The sequence below is a fragment of the Flavobacteriales bacterium genome (assembly GCA_016700415.1).
Classification (GTDB): Bacteria; Bacteroidota; Bacteroidia; order Flavobacteriales_F; family PHOS-HE28; genus PHOS-HE28.
The window spans coordinates 1,840,829-1,866,141 of record CP065018.1; the positions used below are offsets into that span (position 1 = coordinate 1,840,829).

The 25,313-nt window shown below is 60.4% G+C and carries 26 protein-coding genes; 8 read left to right on the forward strand and 18 right to left on the reverse strand.

The window, feature by feature from the left end; genetic code table 11:
• Positions 1-12: 12 nt before the first annotated feature.
• Genes IPP95_07710 through mraZ form a run of 12 tightly spaced genes read right to left on the reverse strand, consistent with a single transcriptional unit; the run spans position 13 to position 12,968 of the window.
• Positions 13-819, reverse strand: coding sequence for a hypothetical protein (locus tag IPP95_07710; protein QQS74079.1), 807 nt, complete (start codon positions 817-819; stop codon positions 13-15).
• Positions 816-2,195: a UDP-N-acetylmuramate--L-alanine ligase gene (locus tag IPP95_07715; GenBank protein QQS74080.1), complete on the reverse strand. Its 1,380-nt coding sequence runs from the start codon at positions 2,193-2,195 to the stop codon at positions 816-818. Before IPP95_07715 ends, IPP95_07710 begins: the two co-directional genes overlap by 4 nt.
• A 1-nt stretch (position 2,196) precedes the next feature.
• Positions 2,197-3,333: an undecaprenyldiphospho-muramoylpentapeptide beta-N-acetylglucosaminyltransferase gene (gene murG, locus IPP95_07720; protein QQS74081.1), complete on the reverse strand. Its 1,137-nt coding sequence runs from the start codon at positions 3,331-3,333 to the stop codon at positions 2,197-2,199.
• Positions 3,314-4,510: an FtsW/RodA/SpoVE family cell cycle protein gene (locus tag IPP95_07725; GenBank protein ID QQS74082.1), complete on the reverse strand. Its 1,197-nt coding sequence runs from the start codon at positions 4,508-4,510 to the stop codon at positions 3,314-3,316. Before IPP95_07725 ends, murG begins: the two co-directional genes overlap by 20 nt.
• 13 nt (positions 4,511-4,523) lie before the next feature.
• Positions 4,524-4,997: a hypothetical protein gene (locus IPP95_07730; GenBank protein QQS74083.1), complete on the reverse strand. Its 474-nt coding sequence runs from the start codon at positions 4,995-4,997 to the stop codon at positions 4,524-4,526.
• Positions 4,998-5,049: 52 nt separating this feature from the next.
• Positions 5,050-6,384 carry a UDP-N-acetylmuramoyl-L-alanine--D-glutamate ligase gene (murD, locus tag IPP95_07735; GenBank protein ID QQS74084.1) on the reverse strand — a complete coding sequence of 445 codons (1,335 nt, stop codon included), beginning with the start codon at positions 6,382-6,384 and terminating at the stop codon, positions 5,050-5,052.
• Complete coding sequence (locus tag IPP95_07740; protein ID QQS74085.1) at positions 6,381-7,628, reverse strand: phospho-N-acetylmuramoyl-pentapeptide-transferase; 1,248 nt, start codon at positions 7,626-7,628, stop codon at positions 6,381-6,383. The genes murD and IPP95_07740 overlap by 4 nt, the downstream gene beginning before the upstream one ends.
• Positions 7,628-9,091, reverse strand: coding sequence for a UDP-N-acetylmuramoyl-L-alanyl-D-glutamate--2,6-diaminopimelate ligase (locus IPP95_07745; GenBank protein QQS74086.1), 1,464 nt, complete (start codon positions 9,089-9,091; stop codon positions 7,628-7,630). The genes IPP95_07740 and IPP95_07745 overlap by 1 nt, the downstream gene beginning before the upstream one ends.
• Positions 9,088-11,202 (reverse strand): transpeptidase family protein, encoded by a 2,115-nt coding sequence (locus IPP95_07750; protein ID QQS74087.1) that lies wholly within the window; start codon positions 11,200-11,202, stop codon positions 9,088-9,090. Before IPP95_07750 ends, IPP95_07745 begins: the two co-directional genes overlap by 4 nt.
• Positions 11,199-11,609, reverse strand: a complete 411-nt coding sequence (locus IPP95_07755; GenBank protein ID QQS74088.1) for a hypothetical protein — start codon at positions 11,607-11,609, stop codon at positions 11,199-11,201. Before IPP95_07755 ends, IPP95_07750 begins: the two co-directional genes overlap by 4 nt.
• Entirely contained in the window at positions 11,606-12,520 is a 915-nt protein-coding gene (gene rsmH, locus IPP95_07760) for a 16S rRNA (cytosine(1402)-N(4))-methyltransferase RsmH (GenBank protein QQS74089.1), read from the reverse strand. Before rsmH ends, IPP95_07755 begins: the two co-directional genes overlap by 4 nt.
• Positions 12,492-12,968, reverse strand: a complete 477-nt coding sequence (mraZ, locus tag IPP95_07765; protein QQS74090.1) for a division/cell wall cluster transcriptional repressor MraZ — start codon at positions 12,966-12,968, stop codon at positions 12,492-12,494. Before mraZ ends, rsmH begins: the two co-directional genes overlap by 29 nt.
• A gap of 414 nt (positions 12,969-13,382) precedes the next feature.
• Between mraZ and IPP95_07770 the strand changes: the two genes are divergently transcribed.
• Both IPP95_07770 and IPP95_07775 read left to right on the forward strand, forming a co-directional pair.
• On the forward strand, positions 13,383-14,147 hold the full coding sequence (locus tag IPP95_07770; GenBank protein QQS74091.1) for an alpha/beta fold hydrolase: 765 nt from the start codon (positions 13,383-13,385) through the stop codon (positions 14,145-14,147).
• Positions 14,147-14,767, forward strand: a complete 621-nt coding sequence (locus IPP95_07775) for a YihA family ribosome biogenesis GTP-binding protein (GenBank protein ID QQS74092.1) — start codon at positions 14,147-14,149, stop codon at positions 14,765-14,767. Before IPP95_07770 ends, IPP95_07775 begins: the two co-directional genes overlap by 1 nt.
• Before the next feature lie 136 nt (positions 14,768-14,903).
• Here the strand turns inward: IPP95_07775 and gldC are convergent, their stop codons facing one another.
• Positions 14,904-15,239, reverse strand: coding sequence for a gliding motility protein GldC (gldC, locus tag IPP95_07780; protein QQS74093.1), 336 nt, complete (start codon positions 15,237-15,239; stop codon positions 14,904-14,906).
• 21 nt (positions 15,240-15,260) lie between these two features.
• Complete coding sequence (locus IPP95_07785) at positions 15,261-16,301, reverse strand: hypothetical protein (protein ID QQS74094.1); 1,041 nt, start codon at positions 16,299-16,301, stop codon at positions 15,261-15,263.
• Between the two features lie 19 nt (positions 16,302-16,320).
• Between IPP95_07785 and IPP95_07790 the strand changes: the two genes are divergently transcribed.
• On the forward strand, positions 16,321-17,001 hold the full coding sequence (locus IPP95_07790) for a PorT family protein (GenBank protein ID QQS74095.1): 681 nt from the start codon (positions 16,321-16,323) through the stop codon (positions 16,999-17,001).
• A 126-nt stretch (positions 17,002-17,127) separates the two neighbouring features.
• Entirely contained in the window at positions 17,128-17,925 is a 798-nt protein-coding gene (nadE, locus tag IPP95_07795; protein QQS74224.1) for an NAD(+) synthase, read from the forward strand.
• 3 nt (positions 17,926-17,928) lie between these two features.
• On the opposite strand, the gene IPP95_07800 is transcribed toward nadE, so the two are convergent.
• A complete protein-coding gene (locus IPP95_07800) occupies positions 17,929-18,963 on the reverse strand; it encodes a 2-oxoacid:ferredoxin oxidoreductase subunit beta (GenBank protein ID QQS74096.1) in 1,035 nt (344 codons plus the stop codon).
• Positions 18,960-20,849 (reverse strand): 2-oxoacid:acceptor oxidoreductase subunit alpha, encoded by a 1,890-nt coding sequence (locus IPP95_07805; GenBank protein QQS74097.1) that lies wholly within the window; start codon positions 20,847-20,849, stop codon positions 18,960-18,962. The genes IPP95_07800 and IPP95_07805 overlap by 4 nt, the downstream gene beginning before the upstream one ends.
• A gap of 124 nt (positions 20,850-20,973) precedes the next feature.
• Between IPP95_07805 and IPP95_07810 the strand changes: the two genes are divergently transcribed.
• From IPP95_07810 to IPP95_07825, 4 genes are all read left to right on the forward strand, one after another.
• Entirely contained in the window at positions 20,974-21,174 is a 201-nt protein-coding gene (locus IPP95_07810; protein ID QQS74098.1) for a DUF433 domain-containing protein, read from the forward strand.
• A gap of 136 nt (positions 21,175-21,310) precedes the next feature.
• Positions 21,311-22,144, forward strand: a complete 834-nt coding sequence (locus IPP95_07815) for a 5'-nucleotidase, lipoprotein e(P4) family (protein ID QQS74099.1) — start codon at positions 21,311-21,313, stop codon at positions 22,142-22,144.
• Positions 22,144-22,596, forward strand: coding sequence for a D-tyrosyl-tRNA(Tyr) deacylase (locus IPP95_07820; GenBank protein ID QQS74100.1), 453 nt, complete (start codon positions 22,144-22,146; stop codon positions 22,594-22,596). The genes IPP95_07815 and IPP95_07820 overlap by 1 nt, the downstream gene beginning before the upstream one ends.
• 5 nt (positions 22,597-22,601) lie before the next feature.
• Positions 22,602-22,955 carry a nucleotide pyrophosphohydrolase gene (locus IPP95_07825; GenBank protein QQS74225.1) on the forward strand — a complete coding sequence of 118 codons (354 nt, stop codon included), beginning with the start codon at positions 22,602-22,604 and terminating at the stop codon, positions 22,953-22,955.
• A 265-nt stretch (positions 22,956-23,220) separates the two neighbouring features.
• Here the strand turns inward: IPP95_07825 and IPP95_07830 are convergent, their stop codons facing one another.
• Positions 23,221-24,435, reverse strand: coding sequence for a 3-deoxy-D-manno-octulosonic acid transferase (locus tag IPP95_07830; protein ID QQS74101.1), 1,215 nt, complete (start codon positions 24,433-24,435; stop codon positions 23,221-23,223).
• A gap of 53 nt (positions 24,436-24,488) precedes the next feature.
• The gene (locus IPP95_07835) at positions 24,489-25,247 is read right to left on the reverse strand and encodes a hypothetical protein (protein ID QQS74102.1); all 759 of its coding nucleotides are present in this window, start codon (positions 25,245-25,247) and stop codon (positions 24,489-24,491) included.
• Positions 25,248-25,313 lie beyond the last annotated feature (66 nt).

A 25,313-nucleotide genomic window follows, 5' to 3' on the forward strand; every position in this document is an offset into this window, starting at 1 on the left:
CGGCGGGCCGGATCAGTTTGATGTTCGTTTGGTGCAGACCACTTGGTCGTCGAAGCGGAGGTCGATCGCGCTGTAACGGCGCCAGTCTGTCTGTGGAATGCCTTCGCTGAAGAAGGTGCGGAGCTTGGCCAACCGGGATACCAAACGGGTACCGTCCCCGACGCGTACGCGCATCATGCCTACGTTCGGGATCAAGGTGATGTCACCGTCGCTGTCCACCACGGCCTGGGTGAACATGGCGTTCCAAAGCGGGTCCGCCATGAGCGAGCGCGCCATGGCATGGATGGCGCGACTGTGGGTATGCTCGGCCAAGCTATCGTTCCCCGCGGCCACGTTAACCGGGTCGCATTTGGAGAACGGTTCCGCCAATTGGCCGGTGACCACGAGCACGCGGGCTGTGTAGTTGGGGTTCAGCGGCATCGTCCAACCACCCTTGTCGATGTAGAAGCCCGTGCCGTCCGCGTTCACTACCCGCACGATCGGTTCGCGCTGGCGGGCCTTCACATGGAGAACGCCGTCCATGGTGTGGTAGACGTCCGCTTCTGCCACGCAAGAGATGGCGCGCAGGCGTTGTTCGATGCCGGTCTCGTCCACCTTGTCGATGGGCGTGCCAATTACCGGCCCGGCACCTTTGATCACTTCCTGCCGCAAGGCATCCGTATCAATGAAATGCACCCCGCTTCCCATGTCCAATTCCACGGCGATATCACGGACGGGCACGCTCCCGCTGTTCTTCTCCACGAAGCCCAGCGCGGCGACCACGGCACAGCCTGCGAGGACCTTCGCCGCGATACGCAGGATATGCTTCGTCTTGCTCATTCGTAACTGTTGACCATTGCCGCAACACCCGGTACCAGCCTATCGATGTCACCAGCGCCAAGGGTGAGCAAGATGTCCACATTCCGGCCATCCAAAAGCGGCATCAGTTGCTCCTTTGTACACACCATCTTGTTAGTCAGCTTCACTTGGTCCAGCAACCATTGGGAAGTGATCCCGGGAATGGCCTCTTCGCGCGCGGGGTAGATCTCCAGGAGGATGAGTTCGTCCAGCTGGGCCAGGCTGCTGGCGAAATCAGCGGCCAGGTCGCGGGTGCGGCTGAAGAGATGGGGCTGGAAAATACCGGTGACCTTCCGATCAGGATAGAGTTCCTTCACGCTTCGGATGCAGGCGTCCAGCTCGGTGGGATGGTGTGCATAATCGTCGATGTAGATGCTCTTTCCTGTCCGTGCCCGCACCTCGAAGCGTCGCCTGACGCCCTTAAAACCGACCAGTCCTTTCCGCAGAGCCTCCGGGCTCACGCCTGCATGGAGGGCCATGGTGGCGGCCGCCACGGCATTCTCCACATTGTGCCTGCCGGGCATGCCCAGCGTCAGGTCGCGCAATACATGGCCCGCCGCCACCAGGTCGAAATGGTAAGCCCCGTCACGCACCTCGACGTTCTCCGCGTGCGGCCCTTCCGTACCGTCGATGCCATAAGGCAAAGCGTCGCGGAGCACGGTGGCATGCTGCTGAAGCCTTGGCAGAACGCTTCGGTGTACCAGCATGCGTCCGGTCACCAAGGCCGCGAAATCCGCGTATGCCGCATACATCGCCTCGGGGGTGCCGTAGATGTCCAAATGATCCGGGTCCATCGCGGTGACGATGGCCTCGTTCGGGTGCAGCGCCAGAAAGCTGCGATCATATTCATCGGCCTCTACCACGTTCAGTTCCGCCTTGGAGTTCAACAGCACGTTGGTGTCATAGTTGACGCTGATGCCGCCCAAGAAAGCATTGCACGGGACGCCACCGGCAGTGAGCAGATGGGCGAGCATGGTGCTGACGGTGGTCTTCCCATGGGTTCCGGCCACGGCCATGGTCCGGCGGTCCTTTGTCACCAGGCCCAACACCTCGCTGCGCTTCTTCACGGCCACGCCGCGCCCTTGCCAGTACGCGATCAACGGATTGCTCATCGGCACGGCGGGCGTACGCACCACCATGACCTTGGTGGGGGACGCATCGCGGAAATCCTGCGGAATGTGGCGCGGATCCGGATCGTAGCTCACGTCGATCCCTTCCAAGGAAAGCTGTCCCGCGAGTTCGCTCGGGGTCTTGTCATACCCGGCCACGCGGGCACCTTGCCTGCGGAAATAGCGGGCCAGACCGCTCATGCCGATGCCGCCGATACCGATGAAATAGAGAAATTCCGGACGTTCCATGTCAAGCAGCGGCTTTGTTATCCAACGTTCCCGAACGGCCAAGGCGTATCACTTCCACGGCGATGGCCTCCGCAGCATTGTCCATGCCCATGCTCTCCATGGCCGCACGAAGACGTTGGCGTTCACCGGGGTTCACCACCAAGCGCAGGATCTCGGAACCCAACTGTTCAACAGCTTCCACATCCTGCACCAGGACTGCAGCACCACGGTCGGACAGAGCGCGAGCGTTGCTCGTCTGGTGATCTTCCGCCGCGGTGGGAAGCGGAACAAGTATGGAAGGCAGGCGGGTGAGGCAGAGCTCGCTCACACTGATGGCGCCGGCCCGGGCCACGGCCACATCGGTCACAGCATAGGCGAGGTCCATCCGGGCAATGAACTCATGGACATGCGCATCGGTGTAGCCCGCGTCCTTCACCGCCTGAAGGGCCTGTGCATGGAACGGCGCACCGGTCTGCCAGATCAGTTGTACGCCTTGATCCCGCAGTTGCGACAAGGCGGCTGCAATGCCAAGATTGATGCCGCGCGCTCCCAAACTGCCGCCGGTGACGAGCACCACCGGCGCGTCTTCACGCAGACCGAAATACTCCATCCCCCTCGGGCGCTTTCCGGTGAGGCGCACCATGTCCTGCCGCACGGGATTGCCGGTGAGGCGGATCTTCTCTTTCGGGAAATAGCGTTCCATGTTGGGATACGCCACGCAGATGATGTCGGCCCTATTTGCCAGCATGCGGTTGGTAGCGCCGGCATGGCTGTTCTGCTCTTGCACCAGCGTGGGAACATGGGCGCGCTGGGCAGCCGCCAGCAAGGGGCCGCTTGCATATCCACCTACACCGACCGCCACATCCGGCTTGAACGTGCGCACGATCTTTCGCGCCATCCACATGCTCTTCAGCAAGCGCCACGGCAGTCCCACGTTCTTCCAAAGAGCGCTCCGTTGGAATCCGCGGATGGGCAGGCCGGTGATCTCATAACCAGCGGCTGGCACCTTTTCCATCTCCATTTTTCCGATGGCGCCCACAAAGAGGAAACGGGTTCCCGGTTCCCGCTCCTTCACGGCGTTGGCGATGGCGATGGCCGGGAAAATGTGCCCGCCCGTGCCGCCACCGCTGATCAATATATTAAGCGGCCGCAACGGCATGATCACTGGAATTGGAAGTGCGGAACTTGCTGTCCTCCGGCGGGTCGTAAACACTGCGGCTCACGCTGAGCATGATGCCCAAGGACAGGCAGGTGAACCACATGCTGGTGCCGCCCATGCTCACGAGTGGCAAGGGTTGGCCGGTCACCGGAACGAGATTCACGGCCACGGCCATGTTCACCAGGGCCTGGAGCACGAGGCTGAGCGCAAGGCCAACGGCGACCAAGGCCCCGAAACGTTTTTCACAACGGTTGGCGATGCGCATAGCACGCGAAAGCAGGATAAGGTAGAGCAGCAACAGTCCTAAGCCTCCGAACACCGAGCCGTACTCTTCGATGATGAAGGCGTAGATCATGTCGCTTTCGGGGTGCGGCATGAAGTTGCGGGAAGTGCCGGTACCGGGGCCGTTGGGGAGGAATCCGCCGTGCACGATGGCGATCTTGGCATTGTTCACCTGGTAGTTCGCATCGCGGTCGTCACCGCCATGGGTGGTAAGGCGCGATTGCCAGGTCTGCAACCGCGGCAACAGATCCGGATTGGCCTTGGAGAGCAGCAGCAAAATTCCGAACGCCCCGACGGCGATGCCCACCACGGAGAGCATGTGGCGGATGGGCACTTGGCCGATGAACATCACGATCATGCAGGTGCCGAAGAGCAATGCGGCCGTGGAGAAGTTGGCGGGCAGGATGAATCCGCACACCGCCCCCACCGGGAGGATCAATTTCAAGATCACTTCGCGGAAGGTCCACGGTTCTTCCCTCTGGCGGCCCAGCACCCGGGCGAGGTAGACCACGATGACCACGCGGGCGAGATCGCTGGTCTGGAAGGTGATGCCCAAGCCGGGGATCGCCAACCAACGGGATGCGCCGTTGACATTGGATCCGATCAGCAAGGTGAGCAACAGCAAGCCGATGGTGGCGCCGAGCAGCACCTGCGAGAGTTTGGAATAGACGGTGTACTTCAGCTTGCTGGCGCCGTACATGATACCGCCGCCCGCGGCCAGCATCAGGCCGTGCTTCACCAGGATCCGGAAGGTGCCGCCATCGTGCCGCCACCCCATCCACGATGAGGCGCTGTATACCGCCAACAGGCTCATCACCCCTAAAAGCAACGCCACCATCCAGATGGTGCGGTCGCCCTTGAGGTGATCATTGAAGAGGTGATTTATCCGGTCCATCGCCTATATCCGATCAGAGGTCCATCACGGCCCTTTTGAATTCCGCGCCGCGTTCAGCATGGTTCGCGGTACCGTTGCCACTGGGGCAGGCCGGGCTGAACAACACCTTTCCGCCTTCCTTCGCCAGTTCCCGGGCAGCGAAGACGGCCGTGCGCAGATCGTCCGCATTGTACACGCGGCCCACCTGTGCATCGAGCGCGTCCACCTGATGTGGTTCCACGTTCCCGAAGAACACGGTGCCGTCCACATGCTCCACCATGAACTCCTTCATCCGTTCATCAATGGCCGAGATCATCTCGGCGTCCACAACCCACACCAGCGGACGCCCAAGGTCGATGATGGAGAGCAGGGAAGCATCGAGGAAGGTGCTCCTGCTGTCATCCACATATTCCACGCCGGCCACCGTGGCCACGGTCCGAAGGCTGTGCGGCCCTTGGCGCACGTCACCCAGGCCGCTGTCGCGCATGGCGAGCAGCAGCCGGGCCATTTCCGATGTTTTCGAGCCTTCCATTCTTTGGCGCTTTGCGGATCGACCGCGCTCAGAGCCCGCGCACGGCGGTCTTGAACCGGCGTCCGCGGTCCTCATAGTTCTCGAACAGGTCGAAGCTGGCGCAAGCTGGGCTGAGCAGCACCACGTCGCCGGGCTCGCTCAGCTCATAGCTCGTGTTCACGGCCTGGTCGGCGGAGTTGACATCGACCATGTTCAACACGATGTCGCCGAAGGCCTTATGGATCTTCTCATTGTCCACGCCGAGGCAAACGATGGCCTTCACCTTCTGGCGCACGAGGTCCCGCAGCTCGTTATAGTCGTTGCCCTTGTCCTGGCCGCCCATCACCCAGATCACGGGCTTCTCCATGCTCTCCAGCGCGTACCAAGTGCTGTTCACGTTGGTGGCCTTGGAATCGTTGATGAACTCCACGCCGTTCACCATGCCCACGCGCTCAAGGCGGTGCTCCACGTTCTGGAAATCGGCCAGCGCCTCGCGGACCACGTCTTTGCGCACTTCCAATACGCGCGCCGCGATGCCCGCCGCCAGTGAGTTGTAGACATTGTGCTTGCCTTGCAGGGCCAGTTCCATGATGCTCATGTTGAAGGTTGTTTGGTTCGTGGTGATGTGGATGTTGTCGTTCTGGAGATACCCGCCCTGCTCGATCGGCACGCGGATGGAAAAAGGCCATTGACGGGCCTTCACGCTGTGGCGGCGCAGTCCCTCGCGGGTCTGCGGGTCATCCGCGCAGTAGATGAAATGATCGCCCGCATCCTGGTTCATGGTGATGCGGAACTTGCTGTCCACGTAGTTCTCCATCCGGTTGCCATAGCGGTCCAGATGGTCCGGCGTGATGTTGGTGAGCACGGCGATGTGCGGCTTGAGGGTGCGCGTGCCGTCCAGTTGGAAACTGCTCAGCTCCAACACGTACATGGCGTGGCCTTCCTTGGCCACCAGCCCCGCGAAGGAGGTGCCGACATTGCCCGCCAGCCCGACGTCCATGCCCGCTTTCGCAAGGATGTGATGGACCAACAGCGTGGTGGTTGTCTTGCCGTTGCTGCCCGTGATGCCGATGATGGGGGCGTCGACGTGGCGGGCTGCGAATTCGATCTCACCGATCACCGGCACGTCCTTATCACGAAGGGCGCGCACGATGGAGGCCGTCTCCGGGATGCCCGGGCTCTTCACCACCTCGTCCGCGTCGAGCACCGTGTTCACGGTATGCCCGCCTTGCTCGTAGGGAATGCCGGCCTTGTCCAGCCGCTTGCTGAACCCTTCCGGGATCTGGCCCGCGTCGCTCACGAAGACGGGGATCCCCAACTTCTTCGCAAGGAGCGCCGCCCCCACTCCGCTTTCCTGCGCACCGAGCACCACCAGCTTCTTCATCGCAGCTTGAGGGTGACGAGGGTGAGCACCGCGAGCATGACGCCCACGATGAGGAAACGGGTGACGATCTTGCTCTCGTGGTAGCCGAGCTTCTGGTAATGGTGGTGCAAGGGCGCCATCTTGAAGATCCGGCGGCCTTCGCCGTAGCGCTTCCGGGTGTACTTGAACCAGAACACCTGCATCATCACGCTGAGGTTCTCCACGAGGAAAACGCCGCAGAGCACGGGTATCAGCAGCTCCTTGCGGACGAGGATGGCGAGCACTGCGATGACCCCGCCCAAGGCCAGGCTGCCCGTGTCACCCATGAAGACCTGTGCCGGGTAGGCATTGTACCAGAGGAAACCGATGCATGCGCCCAGCAAGGCACCGATGAACACCACCAGTTCGCCGATGCCGGGGATGTACATCACGTCCAAGTACTGCGCAAAGACGATGTTGCCGCCGATGTATGTGAGCACGCCCAACGCGAGCACGATGATCGCGCTGGTGCCGGCCGCCAATCCATCGATGCCGTCGGTGATGTTCGCCCCGTTGCTTACTGCGGTGATGATGAAGACCACCACCAGCACATAGAGGACCCACGTGTATTTGCGCGCCTCGCGGCCGAAGAGGCCCATCACCGATGAGTAGTTGAGTTCGTTGCCCTTCACGAAGGGGATGGTCGTGTTCGGCTGCCTCCTATCGAGCAGGTAATGGACCGTGCCGTTCTCCTCGGTGTAGGAGGTGACCTCGCCCGACTCGAACTGCTCCGCGATCACTTGCGGCACCTCCACTTTGGTGCGGATGGAGGGGTGGAAATAAACGGTGAGGCCGATCACCAGACCGATGCCTATCTGGCCGATGACCTTTGACGTGCCTGCCAGTCCACGCTTGTCCTTCTTGAAGACCTTGATGTAGTCATCGATGAAACCGATGGTGCCGAGCCACACGGTGGCCACCAGCATGAGGAGGATGTAGATGTTGTCCAAGCGGGCGAATAGCAACGTCGGGATGATCGTTGCCGCGATGATGATGAGACCGCCCATGGTCGGCGTGCCCTGTTTTTCCACTTGGCCTTCCAGCCCGAGGTCGCGCACGGTCTCGCCCACTTGCATACGCTGGAGGAGGCGCACGATGCCCTTGCCGAACCACAGCGAGATCACCAGTGAAATGATGAGCGCCATGCCCGCGCGGAAGCTGATGTAGTTGAACACACCGCTTCCCAGGAAGGAGAACTCGAGCCAATGGAACAGGTGGTACAGCATTATTTCCGCATCAGTTCGAGGGTTTCCTTCAGCACCTCCACATCATCGAAATGGTGGCGCTCGCCACGCACCTCCTGGTAGTTCTCGTGCCCCTTGCCGGCGACCAGCACCACATCGCCGGGCGCGGCCATGCCCACGGCCTGCCGGATGGCCTCGCGGCGATCCGTGTTCACGAACGCCCTCGCCAGATCAGCTGCGAGCAGCCCCTTGCGCATCTCTTCGATGATCGCCATGGGTTCCTCGTTCCTCGGATTGTCGCTGGTGAGGATGACGTTGCGGCTCATGGATGCCGCGATGGCCGCCATCAAGGGGCGCTTGGTCCGGTCGCGGTCGCCGCCGCAGCCCACCACGGTAAGCACGCGTTCCCTGTCGCCACAGACGGTGCCGATGGTGGAGAGCACGTTCTTCAGCGCGTCCGGCGTATGCGCATAATCCACGATGCCGATGACGCCGGTGGAGCCGCGCACCACTTGGAAGCGGCCCGGCGGCGGCTCCAAGTCGCTCAAGGCCGTCAGCGCGTCCACCGGATCGAGGCCGAGAAGGACGGCGGAGGAATAGACAGCGAGCAAGTTGCTGGCATTGAATTCACCGACGAGCCGCGAGAACATCTCATGGCCGTCGATGTTGAGCTGCAGGCCGGTGAGCTGGTTCTCGATGATCCGCGCCTTGTGGTCCGCCATGTTGCGCACGGCGAAGGAGCGCTTAGTGGCCTTGGTGTTCTGCACCATCACCGCGCTGTGGGCATCGTCCGCGTTCACCAAGGCGTACGCCTCCGTGGGAAGCCCGTCGAAGAAGGCCTTCTTCGCATGGATGTAGGCATCGAACGTGCCGTGGTAATCGAGGTGATCGTGCGTGATGTTGGTGAACACGCCGAGCACGAACCGGAGGCCGGCGATGCGCTCCTGGATCACGGCATGGCTGCTCACCTCCATGAAGCAATGCGTGATCCCGGCCTCCACCATCTGCGCCAACAGCTCGTTCAACCGGAGCGGATCAGGCGTGGTGTGCGTGGCGGGGACGACCGTGCTTCCGATGCGGATCTCCACCGTGGAGAGCAGCCCGCTCTTATGGCCCAGCTTTCCGAAGAGCTTGTACAGCAGCGTGGCCACACTGGTCTTCCCGTTGGTGCCGGTGATGCCGATGAGCTTCAGCTTTTGGTCCGGATGGCCGTGGTAGTTGCCCGCCATGATGGCCAGCGCATGCCGCGAATCCGCGACGCGCACGTAGGTGACCCCTTCCTTGAGGTGCTTGGGCAGGTCCTCGCAGATGATGGCCGCAGCACCCTTTTCGATAGCAGTATCGATGAACGCATGGCCATCGCCCGCCGTGCCGCGGATCGCGACAAAGGCGGTGAACGGCACCACCTCGCGGCTATCGAAGGCAACATGGTCAATAGCGGTGTTGGTGTCACCCACCACCTGTTCCAGCTGGGTTTTATAGAGTATGTCCTTGAGCAGTTTCATGTGGCGAGCTCGAGTGTCACGGTGCTACCTTTCATGGACCGGGTTCCAGGCGCGGGCGATTGGCGCTTCACCATCCCGCTGCCCGAAAGCCGCACGCGCAGACCATGGTTCTCCAGGATGTACATGGCATCGCGAAGGCCCATCCCGATCACATTGGGCATCATGCCGGTCTCATCGGATGCCACCGCGCGGGTCCCGATCACCACGGTGCTGTCGGTGGCCTGTGTAGTGGCCCATTCACCCTCGCCTTGCACGTCCACCGGGATCTTCAGCGCCTCCATCACCGTCAGCAGGTCGGCGCGGTTGCCACCGAAGGACGCCGGTGCTTTGTACACAGTGTCCGCTTGTGCGACGAGCGTCTGCATCTCCAGGCGGTTGCTGTAGATCTTGTCCGCGATCTCGGTGAACACCGGCCCGGCCACCACGTTGCCGTACACGCCGCGCATGCTGGGCGAGCTCACCACCACGATGCAGGTGTACTTGGGCGCCTCCGCAGGGAAGTAGCCGACGAAGGAGGCCTGGTAGCTCACGCCGTTCACCTTGTAGCCCGCCTTGTCCGAGGCGATCTGCGCCGTACCCGTCTTGCCGGCGATCTTGAAATGCGCACTGCGGAGGTTCGTGGCGGTGCCGGAGTCCACCACGCCTTCCAGCATCCGGTGGAGCTTCAGCAAGGTGGCATCGGAGCAGATGCGCTCGTTCAACGTCACCGGTGGGAAACGCTCCAGGACCTTGCCGTTGCGGGTGACGGACCGGACGAACTGTGGTTGCACCATCCGTCCGTCATTCGCGATGGCGTTGTAGAAGGTGAGCATCCGCAGGGGCGTCTCGCTCACCTCATAGCCAATGCTCATCCACGGCAGGCTGATGCCGCTCCACATCTTTTTATCCTCCGGCCCGCGAAGCACGGGCAGTCCCTCGCCGGGGATGTGCAGTCCCAGTGTCGAGCCGAATCCCAAGCGGCGAAGCCCCTCCACGAAACGAGCGGGGTCCTTTTTATAGGCCGAATCGATGGCCTGCGAAATGCCGGTGTTGCTGCTCACCTCCATGGCGCGCCGCAACGTGATCAGGCCCCAGCCTCCTTCGTGGGAGTCCTTCATGACGCGGTCGTAGAACTTGCGCTTCCCGCCACGGGTGTCCACGATCTGGTCCGGCGAGACACGGCCGTCGTCCAAAGCCACCATCAGGGCCGCGGTCTTGAACGTGCTGCCCGGCTCGGTGCTGGCACCCACGGCATAGTTGTACACCTCGGCATAGCTGCTGTCGCGCTGCAGCGTGAGGTTGCTTATCGCCTTGATGTAGCCGGTCTGCGTCTCCATCACCACCACGCAGCCATGGTGTGCGCCGTTCAGCTTCAACTGCTTGGCGAGTGCCGCATCGGCAACGTCCTGCAGGTTCATGTCGATGGTGGTATGGATGTCGCTTCCGGGCACCGGGTCCTGCCCTTCGCCGCCGTCCACCGGCATCCACACGCCCCCGGTAAGGCGTCTTTCCAAGCGCTTACCGATAATGCCCTGGAGCCATTGGGCATAACCAGCCTCCAGTCCGATCGCCGTACTGTCCTTCAAGAGGTAGCCCACCGTCCGCGACGCCAAGCGGCCGAAAGGGCGGATCCGCACCATGTGCTTGTCCGCGATGAAGCCGCTCTTGTGGCGGCCCAGACGGAACAGCGGCAAGCGGCGGAGCTCCTGCAACTGCTCATGGTCGCAACGCCTCTTCAGCAAGTGGTAACGTTCCCCGCGGGCGTGCGCATCGATCAGGTCCCTGCGGCATTCCTGCATGGTGCGGTCACCGAAGAGGTTGGAAAGCCCCCAGCTTAGCGAGTCCAGGTTGGTGACGAACAGCGCATCGGAAAGGCCGTCGGCGCGCATGTCCATGCGGATCTCATACTCGGGAACACTGGTGGCGAGGAGGCGGTCGTCATCACTGAAAATATGCCCGCGCTCACTCTGGACGCTGCGCATGGCGGTGGCCACGTTCACGGCTTTGGCGCGCCATTTGTCGCCCTCCGCGATCTGGATGGTGAAGAGCTTCACCGCGATGGCGGCGCCGAACAGCATCAGCACGGCATACACCAAGGTGATGCGCAGGCGAAGGATCTTTTCCTCGTTCATGGCCGCGCGCGTTGTGCTTCCATTTCCTTCTTGTCCACCGTTAAGCGCAGGGGCGGTTCCCGGCTTTCGCGCAGGCCCATGTCTCCGATATCGTCCGCCACCTGGCTCTGGCGTTCGGCTTTTTCCAAGTGGCTGCGGATGGTGATGTACTCGGAGCGCATTTCCTTCAGCTCACTGCTGGTGCGGTCCAGGTCGCGGACTGTGCGCTCGGTCCAATAGCCGTAGCCGATGTAGAAAAGCATGAGCCCGGCGACGAACAGCAGGAAGGGCATGTTGGCGAGCACCTTCTCCCGCGTGAGGAAGGTGCCGTTCAGCACGTTCACCAAGCCGCGCGAGAACGTGCGCCTGCCTTTGGCCTTCGGGGCTTTGGCCTTCTTCTCCGGTATTTTTTCCTTGACCTTATTCACTGCCGTACCGCTGTTCTGAGCCTTGCGCTGCGTGCGCGCGGATTGCTCAATTGTTCCTGTTCCGATGCCTGCACCGCCTTGCTCTGCGTGGGCTTGAAGGGGCGTTTGCTGTTGCCGAAGACATCCTTGTCCTCCTTCCCTTCCAAGCTTCCGGTCTTCATCCAGTTCTTCACCAAGCGGTCCTCGAGGCTGTGGTAGCTCATCACCACCAAGCGTCCTCCGGGCTTGATCACCTCGGTGCTTTCCGTCAGCAGCCGTTCCAAGGATCCGAGTTCATCGTTCACCGCAATTCGCAGCGCTTGGAAGACCTGCGCGAGAAAACCATGTTCCTCGCCGCGGCGTGCCATCGGCTTCAGTACCTCCACCAATTGGCCGGTGGTCCCGATGCGTTCCGCCGCACGGGCCTGCACGATCCGCTGGGCCACCTTGTGCGCCTGGTCCACTTCGCCGTATGTGCGCAGAAGATCCGTAAGTGCACGCTCATCGAGGCTGTTCAACAGGTCCGCGGCGGTGCGCTTGTCCTGCTGGTTCATCCGCATGTCCAGCGGTGCATCGAAGCGGAAACTGAAACCGCGATCGGCGGTGTCGAACTGGTGGCTGCTGACGCCGAGGTCGGCCAACAGTCCGTCCACCGGCAGTTTTTCGAGATAGCGCAGGTGGTTCCTGATCCAGCGGTAATCCGAAGGAACAAGCGTGAAGCGCGGATCCTTGGGCGCGTTCAGGCGGGCATCGGCATCGCGGTCGAAGGCGATCAACGAGCCATCGGGTCCCAACTGTTCCAAGATGGCGCGGCTATGGCCACCACCTCCGAAGGTCACGTCCACATAGATGCCGTCGGGGCGGATGGCGAGCGCTTCGATGCACTCCTTAAGAAGTACCGGGTCATGATATGTTCCCTGGGGCCTCGTCATTGCCCAGGCTGCCCATTACGTCCTCCGCCAACTTGGACAGGTCCACTTTCTCGCGCCGCATCTGCGCGTAGCCGGCCTTGCTCCACACTTCCACCCGGTCGCCGAGTCCCACGAGCTTCAGTTCCTTGCCCAGCTTCGGTTCGTCCATCAGGGCCTTGGGTAGCAGTAACCGTCCACTGCCGTCCAGTTCCAGATGCGTGGCCCCGGCCGTGAAGCGCCGTATGAACTCCATGTTCTTCCCCACGAAGCGGTTCAACCTGCCGAGCATGCGGTTGGTACTGTCCCACACCTGCTGCGGATAGAGGACCAGGCAGGGCTGGAAGACGTCGCGATTGATCACGAAGCCCTGCGAGAGTGAATCCGCGACCTGCTTCTTCAACCCGCTGGGCAGAACTAGGCGCCCCTTGGCGTCCAGCCGCACATCGTATTCCCCGAGCAGGTTGAGCATTCGTGTTCATCGTGGGTGCGTTGGCCGCGAAAGTAGGAGCCTCACTCCACTTTGCTCCCTATAACCCCACTTTGTTCAAAACTATTGTTTTCTGCGGCTATTTCAACGATCTATTTCACTCCAAAAGCGTTCAAATATAAAGGAAAATCAACTAGTGGAGCAAAGTGGGGCAAATTTTCGATCGGATCTTCAGAAAGAGGGTATGTGGAAAACCTCGCTGGTGCTCCTCACCATCCCGGATCCTCCGGGTGCAGCGATCTTGGATCCGGCTGTGGATCAGCCAGCCCTGCGATGTTCGATGAACCATACGGCCCTGCCCCGTCGGACATTGAACCGTCCGTTAACATCACCCCGCAGGCCCGTAGATCCGGGCACTATCCCTTGTGCCCTACATTTGGGCATCCACGAGCAAGCATGGCGCAAGAGATGAAGGAGGCGGGGGAATTCCGGTACATCGACGTGGGCGAAGGCCCTCCATTGCTGTTCCTGCACGGTCTTTTCGGTGCGCTCAGCAACTTCGAGGAGACCATTGCACACTTCTCGGGCCGCTACCGGGTGTTGATGCCGATGCTCCCGCTCTATTCCTTGCCGGTACTCAATACCAATGTGAAGGCCCTGGCGGAATTTCTCCGGCGCTTCATCCGGCACCTCGACCTTTCGGGGATCAACCTCCTGGGAAATTCGTTGGGTGGCCATGTGGCCTTGGTCTATGCCAGCACGCACCCGGAAACCGTACGCTCATTGACCCTCACCGGCAGCAGTGGTCTATATGAGAATGCCTTCGGCGGCGGCTTCCCGCGCCGCGAGGACAAGGAGTTCATCCGCAAGAAAGTCGCCGTGACCTTCTACGACCCCAAGTTCGCGACGGACGAGCTGGTGGACGAATGCTTTGTGACGGTGAACGACCGCGCGAAATTGATCCGCATCCTATCATTGGCCAAGAGCGCGATCCGCCACAACATGGCCGCAGAGCTACCGAAATTGAAGATGCCCGTCTGCCTCATCTGGGGCAAGCAGGATCAGATAACCCCGCCGCACGTGGCCGAGGAATTCCACGAATTGATCCCGAAGAACGAACTGTTCTGGATCGATCGGTGCGGACATGCCGCCATGATGGAACGGCCGGCGGAGTTCAATGCCATCCTGGACGGATGGCTCGGGAAGACATTGACCACGTAATGGAAAACCTCAAAGCCGAGCACCTCGGCAGCGGTCGCGAGGCGGCTCACTGGCCCAAGCCGAGCCTGCCTGAGTATGCATTCATCGGACGAAGCAATGTGGGCAAGAGCTCGTTGATCAATATGCTCGTGGGCATCCATCGCTTGGCCCGCGTGAGCAACACCCCCGGCCGCACGCGCAACGTGGAGCATTTCCGGGTGGAAGCCCTGAAAGGCAAAGGCCAGGCCTGGATGCTCGCCGATCTGCCCGGATATGGCTTCGCAAAAACAAGCAAAGCGGAGCGCGCCCTATGGCAGGGAATGATCCGCACCTACCTGCGCGAACGCGAGAACTTGCAATGCGTCTTCCTGCTCGTGGACGTTCGTCACGATCCCCAGCAGAACGACCTGGAGATGATCCAGTGGCTCGGCGACGAACAGATCCCCTTCGTCGTTCTTTTCACCAAGAGCGACAAACTGAAGCAGCCCTCCATCGTCAGCAATATCGCACTCTTCAAGAGGACCTTGAAGAAGACTTGGGAGACGTTGCCACACCTGATCATTACTTCTGCGGAGAACGGCAAGGGACGCGATGAGGTACTCGCCTTTATCATGGACGTGAATTTGCGCTGGGGTGTTTAGTTGTCAGTTGTCCGTTGTCAGGACTTTTGGCCAGTCCGTCGTGGCTTTTGGCTTCACACCTCCGTGGCCCAAGCGGCCAAATGCACAGGCCAAGCGCGAAAGACTCCGCGCCCGCCTGACAACTGACAACGGACAACTACTTCTTACCCAGATCCGGCAACATGTGCTCGGAGAAATAGCCCGCGAAATCGCGCATCTGCGCCGCCATTTTGTTCTCGTTGGTGGCCCGCTCGAAGGTGTCGGCAAGCGTGAGGATGTTCTGGTGGAAGAAGGCCTTCATCTCGTCAGTGGTCATCTCCTTCGTCCACAGGTCGATGCGCATGGTATTGAGCTCCTTCTCGTCCCATAGCGAAAGAAGCACTGCTTTGCAGTCCCCTCCCGCGTCGTGGTCGTCCGCCTCCCATTGGATGCGCTCAGGTACCTTGTTCTCGTCCAGCTGGACCGAGATCTTGATCTTGGATGTATCAGCCATGGTGTATTTCAATAGTTCGGGTCAACGGGGTTTGTAGGTCTTCAATATCGCTTGCGCGTCGCGCATCGCGAAAAGTTCCGCAAAGGTGATCTTCGGGTGGGCATTCATGTAGCTCTTGACCATCCTGTAGCCGATCCACTCCCCGAGGTGGCCGGGGCTTTCATGCCGAAAGCCCGGCGTGAACGGACCGTCGTTCATGAAGCGGTCGATCTCCTTGGGATCCTTGGAATACAGCAGTTCCTTGCTCACGATCTCTTTCCAGATGTTGAACTCATTGTCCTCACACCATTTCAACTGTTTGGGGGCGAATGCGAACTTCAATGTGGCGTCGGTCCCGGGCAACAAGGCGTCCAGCAGGGCCATCACCTTTCCGATGACCACGAAATTCGTCAGCAGGTCCTCATCCCTTACATCCCGTGTGTAGTGCACTTGCAGCCAGCCCTTCACCACACTGGGCGCCAACATCTCAGGGCGCATGCGGTCTTTGCGGTACTGCGGAAAAACATCCGGCGACAAGTAGCCCACCACCCGGCTATCCTTGCCCACGAACCATTCCACGCCGAAGCCCAGCACGCTGTCCGTGGGCAGTACGCCGTAGTTGAAGCCGGAGTTGAACGCGATGATGCGCGGTGTGAGGCTGTCAGGGAAGTACTCCTTCAGGTGCCCGAACGCTTCATTGAACTCGGCCTCCTGCTTGCCCATGTCGCCCAGTACGCTGTCCGCAGTGCGTTGGACATTGCTCCAATCGGGATCATGCACGAAGCGGGAAAGCGCCAGCGGCAATCGCGGATCATCGAACGGCGCAGCTTGGAGGACGCGCTCCACGTACAATTTGTAGAACTCACCGTAGTCCGCATACAGACGTAGGTTGAAGTTGCCCGCCGTGTCATCGACCGATCGGAAAAGGTCCTGGTCCAAGCGCTCGATCTTGATGTGCGTTTCCGCCGACTTGGAAAGGCCCGAACGGCCCTCGCCTCCACCGCATGCGAGAAGGGACGAGAGAACAATACACCCCATGGCGTTGTTCACGTAGTTCACCCCGCTCTTACCTTTGCCCATCATTCAACCAGCCCGCAAACCTATGAAGAAGGTCTCCGCAATTCTCTGTGCTCTTGCATTGGTCGTATCCAGCGCATCCGCACAGGACAAGTCCGTCCGCTTCGGCATCAAGTTCGCCCCGAACCTCGGTTTCTTCCACCCGGACACCAAGGAGCTGAAGAACGACGGTGTCCGCTTCGGCTACACCTTCGGCCTCATGGGCGATTTCATGATGGGCGCCAACCAGAACTATGCCGTCTCCACCGGTCTCTTCCTCAATAACGTGGGCGGAAAGACCACCTTCCCGTACGGCAACGAGAACCTGCTCACCGAATCGAAATACCAATACATCGAAGTGCCCATCACCCTGAAGTTGAAGACCAACGAGATCGGTTACATGACCTATTACGGCCAGATCGGCTTCGGTGCGGCCTTCAACATTGCAGCCAAGTCGGACTTTGACTGGCCGGACAGTACCGGCAAAGTGGTGCGTTTCTCAGGTGAGAAGATCACGGACAAGACCAATCTGTTCAAGGCCTCCCTGATCGTAGGCGCAGGGTTGGAGTTCAACTTCAGCGGCAATACCTCGGCGATGATCGGTGTCACATACAACAATGGTTTCACCAATATTCTCAAAGACAAAAAGGTACCCGTTGGTACTGAGGAAAGGGAATTGAGGGCGAAGCAGAACTACATCGAACTTTCGTTGGGGGTGTTCTTCTGATCGGTAACCACTGCCGCAGAAGCCCCGTTCTTCTCCCTCGTACCCTGAGCTTGTCGAAGGGGGGAGAAGAACGGGGCTTTCTTTGCACATCGCCTTTGCCCAATGCGCTTCGGCGGACCAAGTATGCTGAACGCGGAACGCACCATCGACCACATCACGGACTGGCTGCGTGATTACTGCACGGCCAACAAGCAGCGCGGCTTTGTCATCGGTATCAGCGGCGGCATCGACAGTGCGGTCACCAGTACGCTTTGCGCACGCACGGGCCTGCCGCTGCTCTGCGTGGAGATGCCGATCCATCAGTCGGAAAACCAGGTGCAGCGGGCGCTTGACCACATCGCATGGCTGCATGAACGGTATCCGGATGTTTCCATGGAACGTGTGCAGCTCACGCCGGTCTTTGATGCACTGGTGAAGGAACTGCGCTCGCACGAGGATCCGGCCTTGCTCTCCCTTTCGCTCGCGAACACCCGCGCCCGCTTGCGCATGACCACGCTCTACTACTTCGCTAGCATCGAACACCTTCTTGTAGCCGGCACAGGCAACAAGGTGGAGGACTTCGGCGTGGGCTTCTACACCAAATACGGCGATGGCGGCGTCGATCTTTCACCCATCGCGGACCTCACCAAGACCGAGGTTTTCGCCCTGGCCAAGGCCCTCGGCATTATCGAAAGCATCCAGCAGGCCAAGCCGACCGACGGCCTCTTCGGCGACGACCGCAGCGACGAGGACCAATTAGGCGCGAGCTATCCGGAACTGGAATGGGCCATGGCGCTGCGCGATGCGGGTGCTTCAGTGAACGCGGAGGAACTCACCGAACGCCAGCGCCAAGTACTCGCTATCTATGATCGGCTGCACGCGGTAAATGCGCACAAATGGCGGCCGATACCGGTTTGTGTGATACCGGAGGGGTTGCGGGGGTAGGGCTCACCCGATCGTCCACACATTCTCCCCGCGCAGCAGCGCGTCGAGGTCGCCGTCGCCTTTCTTCTGCTTGGCCAAGGCCATCTGGGCGTTCATCTTCGTCTCGTGCGTCTGGCGCTCGTTGACGTAGAACACGCCAAAGGGTCGGGGCAGTGCATCCGTTTTACGCGGATCATCAAAGAGGCGCACGAGGATACTGGCCTTGAACAAGTCACGCTCGTCGTGGACCCAGAGGTCCTCCACGGAGGCTTCACCCGCTGCGAGGTCCACCACCACGGGGGTCATGCCATCGAGCTTGATGCCCTTGGTGCCGTTGCCGAAAAGCATCGGCTTGCCGTGTTCCACGAAGAGGGTGTGGGCGGCCTTGCTGGCTTTTTCCGTGAAGACCTCGAAGGCGCCGTCGTTGAAGACGTTGCAGTTCTGGTAGATCTCCAATATGCTTGTGCCGCGATGGGCATCGGCCCGCAGCAGCATCTCGCGCAGATGTTTGGGGTCGCGGTCCATACTGCGCGCGATGAACGTGGCATCGGCCCCTTTGCACAGCGCCAACGGATTGAAGGGATGGTCGGTGCTGCCCATCGGGGAGCTCTTCGATATCACGCCCTCCGGTGAGGTGGGCGAGTACTGCCCCTTGGTGAGGCCGTAGATCTCGTTGTTGAAGAGCAGCACGTTGAGGTCCACATTGCGGCGTAGCAGGTGGATGAGGTGGTTGCCGCCAATGCTGAGCGAATCGCCGTCGCCGGTGATCACCCACACGCTGAGGTCGGGCTGCACGCTGCGCATGCCGCTGGCGATCGCCGGGGCGCGCCCGTGGATGCTGTGCATGCCGTACGTGTCGAGGTAGTACGGGAATCTTGAAGAGCAGCCGATGCCGCTGATGAAGACGATCTCCTCCTTCGGGCGGCCGTGCTGCGCGAGCACGCTCTCCACCTGTTTCAGGATGGAATAATCGCCGCAGCCGGGGCACCAGCGCACTTGTTGGTCGCTCGTGTAATCGAGCTTCTTCGGCGCGGGGGCAGTTGGTTGGATCGTGCTCATGGCTTCAACAATTTCAGAACGCCAGCACGGATCTCCTCGGATGCGAACGGCATGCCTTGCACCTTGTTGAGCCCTTGGGCATCCACTAAGTATTCCGCGCGCAGCAACTGGCGCAACTGGCCGCTGTTCATCTCGGGCACCAGCACTTTGCCGTAGCGCTTCAGCATGCCGCCGAGGCCCTTGTTGAATGGGAACATGTGCCGCAGATGTACGTGCGCCACGCTGTAGCCTTCCTTCTGCAGCTCCACCACAGCCGTGCGAATGGCACCGTACGTTGATCCCCAGCCGACGATCAGCAGGTCACCGCTCTCGGGACCGCTGTCCAAGCGGATGGGCCGGTACGTGTCGGCTATGCACTGCACCTTTTCGGCACGCAGTTTCACCATCAGTTCATGGTTCTGCGGGTCATAGCTGATGTTACCGGTCTTGTCCTCCTTCTCGATGCCGCCGATGCGGTGTTGCAAGCCTTTCATGCCGGGGACGGCCCACGGACGCACGCCGCGTTCATCCCGGGCATACGGCAGGAATTTTTCAACTTCGTCCGGCGAGCCTTCTACCGCTTCGCGCGGTTTGGCATAAGGCGGAACGATCGGTCTCAGGTCCTTCGCCTCTGGGAAGCGCCACGGCTCCGCACCGTTGGCGATGTAGCCGTCGCTGAGCAGGATCACGGGCGTCATGTGCTCCACGGCCAGCTTCACTGCTTCGAAGGCCATCTCGAAACAATCCGTGGGGCTGCTCGCCGCGAGCACCGGGATCGGTGCCTCGCCGTTGCGACCGAAGAGCGCTTGCCAGAGATCGGCCTGTTCCGTCTTCGTGGGCAGCCCGGTGCTGGGTCCGCCGCGCTGCACGTTCACCACCACCAAGGGGAGCTCCAGCATGAAGGCCAGACCGAGCGCCTCGCCCTTGAGCGCGATGCCCGGCCCGCTGCTTGCCGTGGTGCCTAAGGCGCCGCCGTAGCTGGCACCGATGGAGGAGCAGATGGCGGCGATCTCATCCTCCGCCTGGAAGGTCTTCACACCGAAATGCTTGTTGCGCGAGAGCTCGTGCAGGATGTCACTGGCCGGGGTGATGGGGTAGCTGCCGTAGAAAAGCTCCAGCCCGGCCTTTTGCGCACCGGCGATGAGGCCGATGGCGATGCCTTGGTTGCCGGTGATGTTGCGGTAGGTGCCCTTGGGCATCGGAGCGGGCTTCACCTCGTAGCGTGTGGTGAAGGTCTCACTGGTATCGCCATAGTTGTAGCCTGCCTGCAGCACCTTCATGTTCGCCTCCAGCAGTTCGGGCTTGCTCTTGAATTTGGCCTTGAGGAATTCCCGGGTACGGTCCAGCTTGCGGCTGTACATCCAGTTGATGAAGCCCAGCACGAACATGTTCTTGCTGCGGTCCTTCTCCTTCATGCCCAAGGTGGTGTCCTCGAGCGCGTTGCGGGTGAGCTTGGTGACGTCCACGGTCTGGAGCACGTAGTTGTCCAGCGAACCGTCCGTCAGCGGGTTCTCCATATCCGGATAGCCGGAGAGGCGCAGGTTCTTCGCGTCGAAGCCATCGCTGTTGGCGATGATGATGCCACCGTGCTTCAGCTTGCCGATGTTGGCCTTAAGCGCCGCCGCGTTCATCACCACCAGCACATCGCACGTGTCACCGGGCGTGAAGACGTCCACGCTACCGAAGTGCAACTGGTAGCCGCTGACGCCCGCGAGCGTGCCTTGAGGCGCACGGATCTCCGCCGGGTAGTTCGGGAACGTGCTCACATCGTTGCCGAAGAGCGCGTTGGATTCGGTGAACTGGGCTCCAGTGAGCTGAATGCCGTCGCCGCTGTCCCCGGCGAAAAGGATCACCACCTTCTCGCGGGCCTCAACGGTCTTCGGACGGGGCGTGGGTATGGTTTCCATATTGGGGCGTGAAGGTACGCGGAGCGGGAATGGTCCATAGATGATGTTTGTCAGGGTCGGATCCGCATTGCACACCCTCTCCATACAATCTTTACCTTTGGGGAACGAACCGACCAGATCGAAAATGGATCGGCACGACCATATCACTTCCGACCCAAAGATCATGTTGGGTAAACCCTGCTTTCGAGGTACACGCATTCCTGTATACCTGATCCTGCAGAAGATCGCTTTGGGAGAGCAAGTGAATGATCTCCTCTCTGGCTACCCCGGACTTTCCAAGGAGAGCATCAAGGCCGCACAGCTTTTCGCCGAGGACACAGACTAGTTTTGAGCTTCCTCAGATGTGCGGCTTTCGCGCTATCTGCGTGCATCTGCGACATTTGCGGTTAGCATGGTGGGGCCACTCAAATCCATTTCCGTCCCTGCCACTTACTTTGTTGGCGGCCTGAGCCCATGACATGATGATCAAGACCCCCCTCTCCCGCCCGCTCCTCGGGCTTAGCTTGGTCCTGTTGGCCAGCTGCCATCCGGTATCTCAGACAACGAGCACGTCCCTGTCGCCCGCGCCCCCGGTGGTGAACGTTTCCGCCCAGCTGGCGCAACAAGGCGTGGACGGCACGGTCTACCAGAACGCCTCCGCGGATGTGCATCGGCTCTATCAGCAGGGCTATGAACTGGCGCGGATCCGGCTGGACGCCAACCTTGCCCGACCGCACCCACTTCCCCCGGCGGTGATCGTGGACATCGATGAGACCGTGCTGGACAACAGCCCCTACCAAGCGGCCAACAGCGCGAAGGGCCTTACCTACAGCCCGAAGACCTGGAAAGAATGGACGGCACTGGCAAAAGCGAAGGCCCTTCCGGGTGCGGTGGATTTCCTGAACTATGCCGTGAGCAAGGGCTGCTCGGTGTTCTACCTCTCCAACAGGGAAGAGGACGAAGAAGATGCGACGGTCCGGAATCTGGTGAGCGAGGGCTTCCCCATGGCAGACGCCCCGCACGTGATGCCGATGGCGGGCACAAGTGATAAGACGGCCCGTCGCGTGGAAGTGGCCAAAACACACAGCATCGTGCTGCTCGTGGGCGACCAGCTCACCGATCTCGATGAGAGCTTCAAGGACCGCAGCGTTGGTGAGGGTAAGCCGCACGTTGACGCGATGCGCGACTCGTTGGAACGCTACTTCATTATGCTGCCCAACAGCATGTACGGTGTGTGGTTGAACGCGGTGAGCGGCAAACCCGACAGCGCCAAGGCCGGGAATAAGGAACGCTACCTGAAAGCGAAGGGATACTGATGCGTGCTGTGATCCAGCGGGTGTCCGAGGCCGCCGTGCATATCGCGGGGAACGAGACCGCCAGGATCGGCAAGGGCTACTTGGTGCTGCTCGGCATCGAGGTGGGTGACACATCCGAAGAACTGGAATGGACCTGCGGAAAGGTGGCGCGCATGCGGCTCTTCCCGGACCTCGACGGGGTGATGAACCTGGACATCAACGAGGCGCAGGGCGAATTGCTCTTGGTGAGCCAGTTCACACTTCAGGCCAGTACGCGGAAGGGGAACCGCCCCAGCTACATCCGCGCGGCACGACCTGAAGAGGCCATCCCGCTCTACCTGCGTGCGAAGCAGTTGTTCAGCGCATTGATCCAAGGGCGCGTGAAGTCCGGTGAGTTCGGTGCGGACATGCAGATCTCCTTGGTGAACGACGGCCCGGTGACCATCGTGATCGACAGCCGCCTGAAGGAATGAGGACCATGGAGAACAAAAGCAGCCAGGGAGAAGTCACGGAACTACAATGTGAGGTGGACGAATGGATCGCCCGCGTTGGCGTGCGCTACTTCAACGAGCTGACGAACATGGCCATCCTCAGCGAGGAAGTGGGCGAAGTGGCCCGCATCATCGCACGCCGGTATGGTGAACAGAGCGAAAAGGAGAGCGACAAAGACAAGGACCTCGGCGAGGAATTGGCGGATGTTCTTTTTGTAGTGCTATGCTTGGCGAACCAGACGGATACCGACCTTCAGCTCGCCTGGAAAAAGAAGATGGAGGTACGGACGCAACGGGATAGGGAGCGCCATCAAGAGAATACAAAGCTGAAGAAGCCGTAATGCGTGCTCATTTGCATGGCCATGCAACTATGGAACATGCTTGAGATCAGGAAGTTGCGTGGAACAGGCAGCTATTTTCCCCTCAGATCCATAGGTCAGCTCAGAATGACATTTGCATGGCCATGCAACTTCGGGACTCGCTTGGAATCAAAGAGTTGCTTGGAGCAGGCAGATAGTTCCCTGTCAGTTCCGTAGGTCAGCCTAGAACGACATTTGCATGGCCATGCAAATGTGAGATACGCTTGGATTCAAGGAGTTACTTGGATCAAACAATCGCCTTCACCACCATCTCCATGGCAACCTTGGTCGCCCTTGTCCGGCTCATCACATAGTGCCGAGCCGCCTCCGAAGCGGTCTTCAAGGCCTGCGGATCCTTGAGCCAGCGCTCCAACGCGACCGTCAGTTCCTTCTCCGTCTTCACCTCGATCGCGGCCCCCGCGTCGATCAAGCCGCGCGCCTCCGGGAATTTCTCATTGTCCGGCCCGAAGATCACCGGCACACCCCAAGCGGCAGCTTCCAACAGGCTATGGATACCATCGGTGAAACCGCCACCTACGTAGGCGACACGGCCATAGCGATAGAGCCGGGCGAGCAGGCCCATGCGGTCCACCAACATGGTGCCGTGTTCCTCCTTTCCCAGTATGGCGGCCACATTGTCGGCAGGCGTTTGCTCCAGTTCGGACCATCGCGCCAAGGGTTTGGGAAATAGCTGTTCCGAACCGGCCAGTTGCTGCTCGTGCAGTTCATGCGGCACCACGATGCATTTCGGCGCTCCAAGTCCCATGGATCCCAGTGCCGAGGACAGCAGTTTTTCATCGGTCGGCCATGTGCTTCCGCAGATCAGTACGGGGCCTTCGCCAGCGAATGCTTTCGCCAGTGGCAGTTCCTCGCCTTGTGCGACGATCTCCGCAACGCGATCAAAGCGGGTATCGCCTCCGACGGAGACGTGCTTCATTCCAAGGCTGGTCAGCAGTGTCCGGGAAGCTTCGTCCTGCGTGAGGATGTGCGAGAAGAAGGAGAGCATCTTGCGCCATGCGCTCCCGTACCAATGAAAAAAAGGCTGGTCCTTGCGAAAGAGGGCCGAGATCAGGAACGTGGGGACATTATTCTTCCGAAGCGCCTTAAGGTGATGGAACCAGAACTCGTACTTCACGAAGATCGCGGACTTGGGGGCGATCAAGCGTTGCAACCGTTCCGCGTTACGCGCATTGTCCGGCGGCAGGTATTCCACCACGGTGGCCAGCGGGTATTCCTTTCGGGCCTCGTAGCCGCTGGGGCTGAAGAAGGTGAGCAGCACGGGGATCTCCGGACGTTCTTTCTTGACCGCTTCCAGCACCGGCCTGCCCTGCTCGAACTCGCCCACGCTCGCACAGTGCATCCACAAACAACCCTGCAATTGCGGCGCTACTTTCTCAAGGCGGTCCCAAAGCTTTTCACGCCCTTTCACCCAGGCTGCGGCCTTCGGGTTCCAAGGGGCCATGCACCGGACCCCGAGATGGTACGCCCCGACGCCCAGGTCATACAGCAACGGCATCAGCGATAGTACTGGCGGTCGTCACGGGCCTTGTAGATGGGCAGTGTCCAACCAAAACGCAACCCGTTCAAGCCGTCGTAATGCGTGCCTTCATTGGCGCGGCCCGTATCGAAATTGTACGGTCGCAGGGATCCCGTAAAAGCGATGTTCATCTCGAAACCGATCATGAAATTAATGAACCGGTTATTGCTCAAGTGCTGATATCCCACGAAGAACATCGCCATCGGCCCGGCAGCAAGGCGATCGTAGCCTTTGACGTATTCCCCTTCCAGGGCGGGCACCACATCATTCTGGCTTTGGATGAGCAGCTTGTGCCGCATGTACCCGCCGCCGAGTTTCAGCAGCATGCCGCTATTGGGGTTGGGTCCCACGATCGGGATCACTTTTCCCGCGAAGGCGATCACCGTATAACCCCGTTCGAAGAGCAGGATACCTGCCGGATCACCGTCTTGGTTGACGATCACACCATTGGTGGTGGTCATTCCGCGCAAAATGGTGCGGTCGTTCACCTTGTTGCCGAAAATGAACGAGCCTTCCAGCCCTACTGAGTAGTTGCTCTTGAACTTCCGCGAGACACTGAGCCCGATGTTGTGGTTGGCCCCGAACTGCTCCCCGAGATCGCCGCCCGGTAGCTGATAGGCATAGCTCAAGGTGATCGGCACCATGGCGAGGGACGTATCCCGAAGACCGCTCTGCGCGTAAGAGGGCGCTTGGAAAAGCAGGAGCACCGCAAGAATGAAAAAGGGATGTCTGCCCATGAGGTGGCGAAGGTAGCCGCATGCACGCCGTTGTCATACAACCCGGTGCAATGTCCGATCATTGTT

Coding starts and splice junctions, on each gene's coding strand:
- IPP95_07710 (QQS74079.1), bottom strand. CDS start 819: ATGAGCAAGACGAAGCATATCCTGCGTATCGCGGCGAAGGTCCTCGCA.
- IPP95_07715 (QQS74080.1), bottom strand. CDS start 2,195: ATGGAACGTCCGGAATTTCTCTATTTCATCGGTATCGGCGGCATCGGC.
- murG (QQS74081.1), bottom strand. CDS start 3,333: ATGCCGTTGCGGCCGCTTAATATATTGATCAGCGGTGGCGGCACGGGC.
- IPP95_07725 (QQS74082.1), bottom strand. CDS start 4,510: ATGGACCGGATAAATCACCTCTTCAATGATCACCTCAAGGGCGACCGC.
- IPP95_07730 (QQS74083.1), bottom strand. CDS start 4,997: ATGGCCCGGCTGCTGCTCGCCATGCGCGACAGCGGCCTGGGTGACGTG.
- murD (QQS74084.1), bottom strand. CDS start 6,384: ATGAAGAAGCTGGTGGTGCTCGGTGCGCAGGAAAGCGGAGTGGGGGCG.
- IPP95_07740 (QQS74085.1), bottom strand. CDS start 7,628: ATGCTGTACCACCTGTTCCATTGGCTCGAGTTCTCCTTCCTGGGAAGC.
- IPP95_07745 (QQS74086.1), bottom strand. CDS start 9,091: ATGAAACTGCTCAAGGACATACTCTATAAAACCCAGCTGGAACAGGTG.
- IPP95_07750 (QQS74087.1), bottom strand. CDS start 11,202: ATGAACGAGGAAAAGATCCTTCGCCTGCGCATCACCTTGGTGTATGCC.
- rsmH (QQS74089.1), bottom strand. CDS start 12,520: ATGACGAGGCCCCAGGGAACATATCATGACCCGGTACTTCTTAAGGAG.
- mraZ (QQS74090.1), bottom strand. CDS start 12,968: ATGCTCAACCTGCTCGGGGAATACGATGTGCGGCTGGACGCCAAGGGG.
- IPP95_07770 (QQS74091.1), top strand. CDS start 13,383: ATGGCGCAAGAGATGAAGGAGGCGGGGGAATTCCGGTACATCGACGTG.
- IPP95_07775 (QQS74092.1), top strand. CDS start 14,147: ATGGAAAACCTCAAAGCCGAGCACCTCGGCAGCGGTCGCGAGGCGGCT.
- gldC (QQS74093.1), bottom strand. CDS start 15,239: ATGGCTGATACATCCAAGATCAAGATCTCGGTCCAGCTGGACGAGAAC.
- IPP95_07785 (QQS74094.1), bottom strand. CDS start 16,301: ATGATGGGCAAAGGTAAGAGCGGGGTGAACTACGTGAACAACGCCATG.
- IPP95_07790 (QQS74095.1), top strand. CDS start 16,321: ATGAAGAAGGTCTCCGCAATTCTCTGTGCTCTTGCATTGGTCGTATCC.
- IPP95_07800 (QQS74096.1), bottom strand. CDS start 18,963: ATGAGCACGATCCAACCAACTGCCCCCGCGCCGAAGAAGCTCGATTAC.
- IPP95_07805 (QQS74097.1), bottom strand. CDS start 20,849: ATGGAAACCATACCCACGCCCCGTCCGAAGACCGTTGAGGCCCGCGAG.
- IPP95_07810 (QQS74098.1), top strand. CDS start 20,974: ATGGATCGGCACGACCATATCACTTCCGACCCAAAGATCATGTTGGGT.
- IPP95_07815 (QQS74099.1), top strand. CDS start 21,311: ATGATCAAGACCCCCCTCTCCCGCCCGCTCCTCGGGCTTAGCTTGGTC.
- IPP95_07820 (QQS74100.1), top strand. CDS start 22,144: ATGCGTGCTGTGATCCAGCGGGTGTCCGAGGCCGCCGTGCATATCGCG.
- IPP95_07825 (QQS74225.1), top strand. CDS start 22,602: ATGGAGAACAAAAGCAGCCAGGGAGAAGTCACGGAACTACAATGTGAG.
- IPP95_07830 (QQS74101.1), bottom strand. CDS start 24,435: ATGGCCCCTTGGAACCCGAAGGCCGCAGCCTGGGTGAAAGGGCGTGAA.
- IPP95_07835 (QQS74102.1), bottom strand. CDS start 25,247: ATGGGCAGACATCCCTTTTTCATTCTTGCGGTGCTCCTGCTTTTCCAA.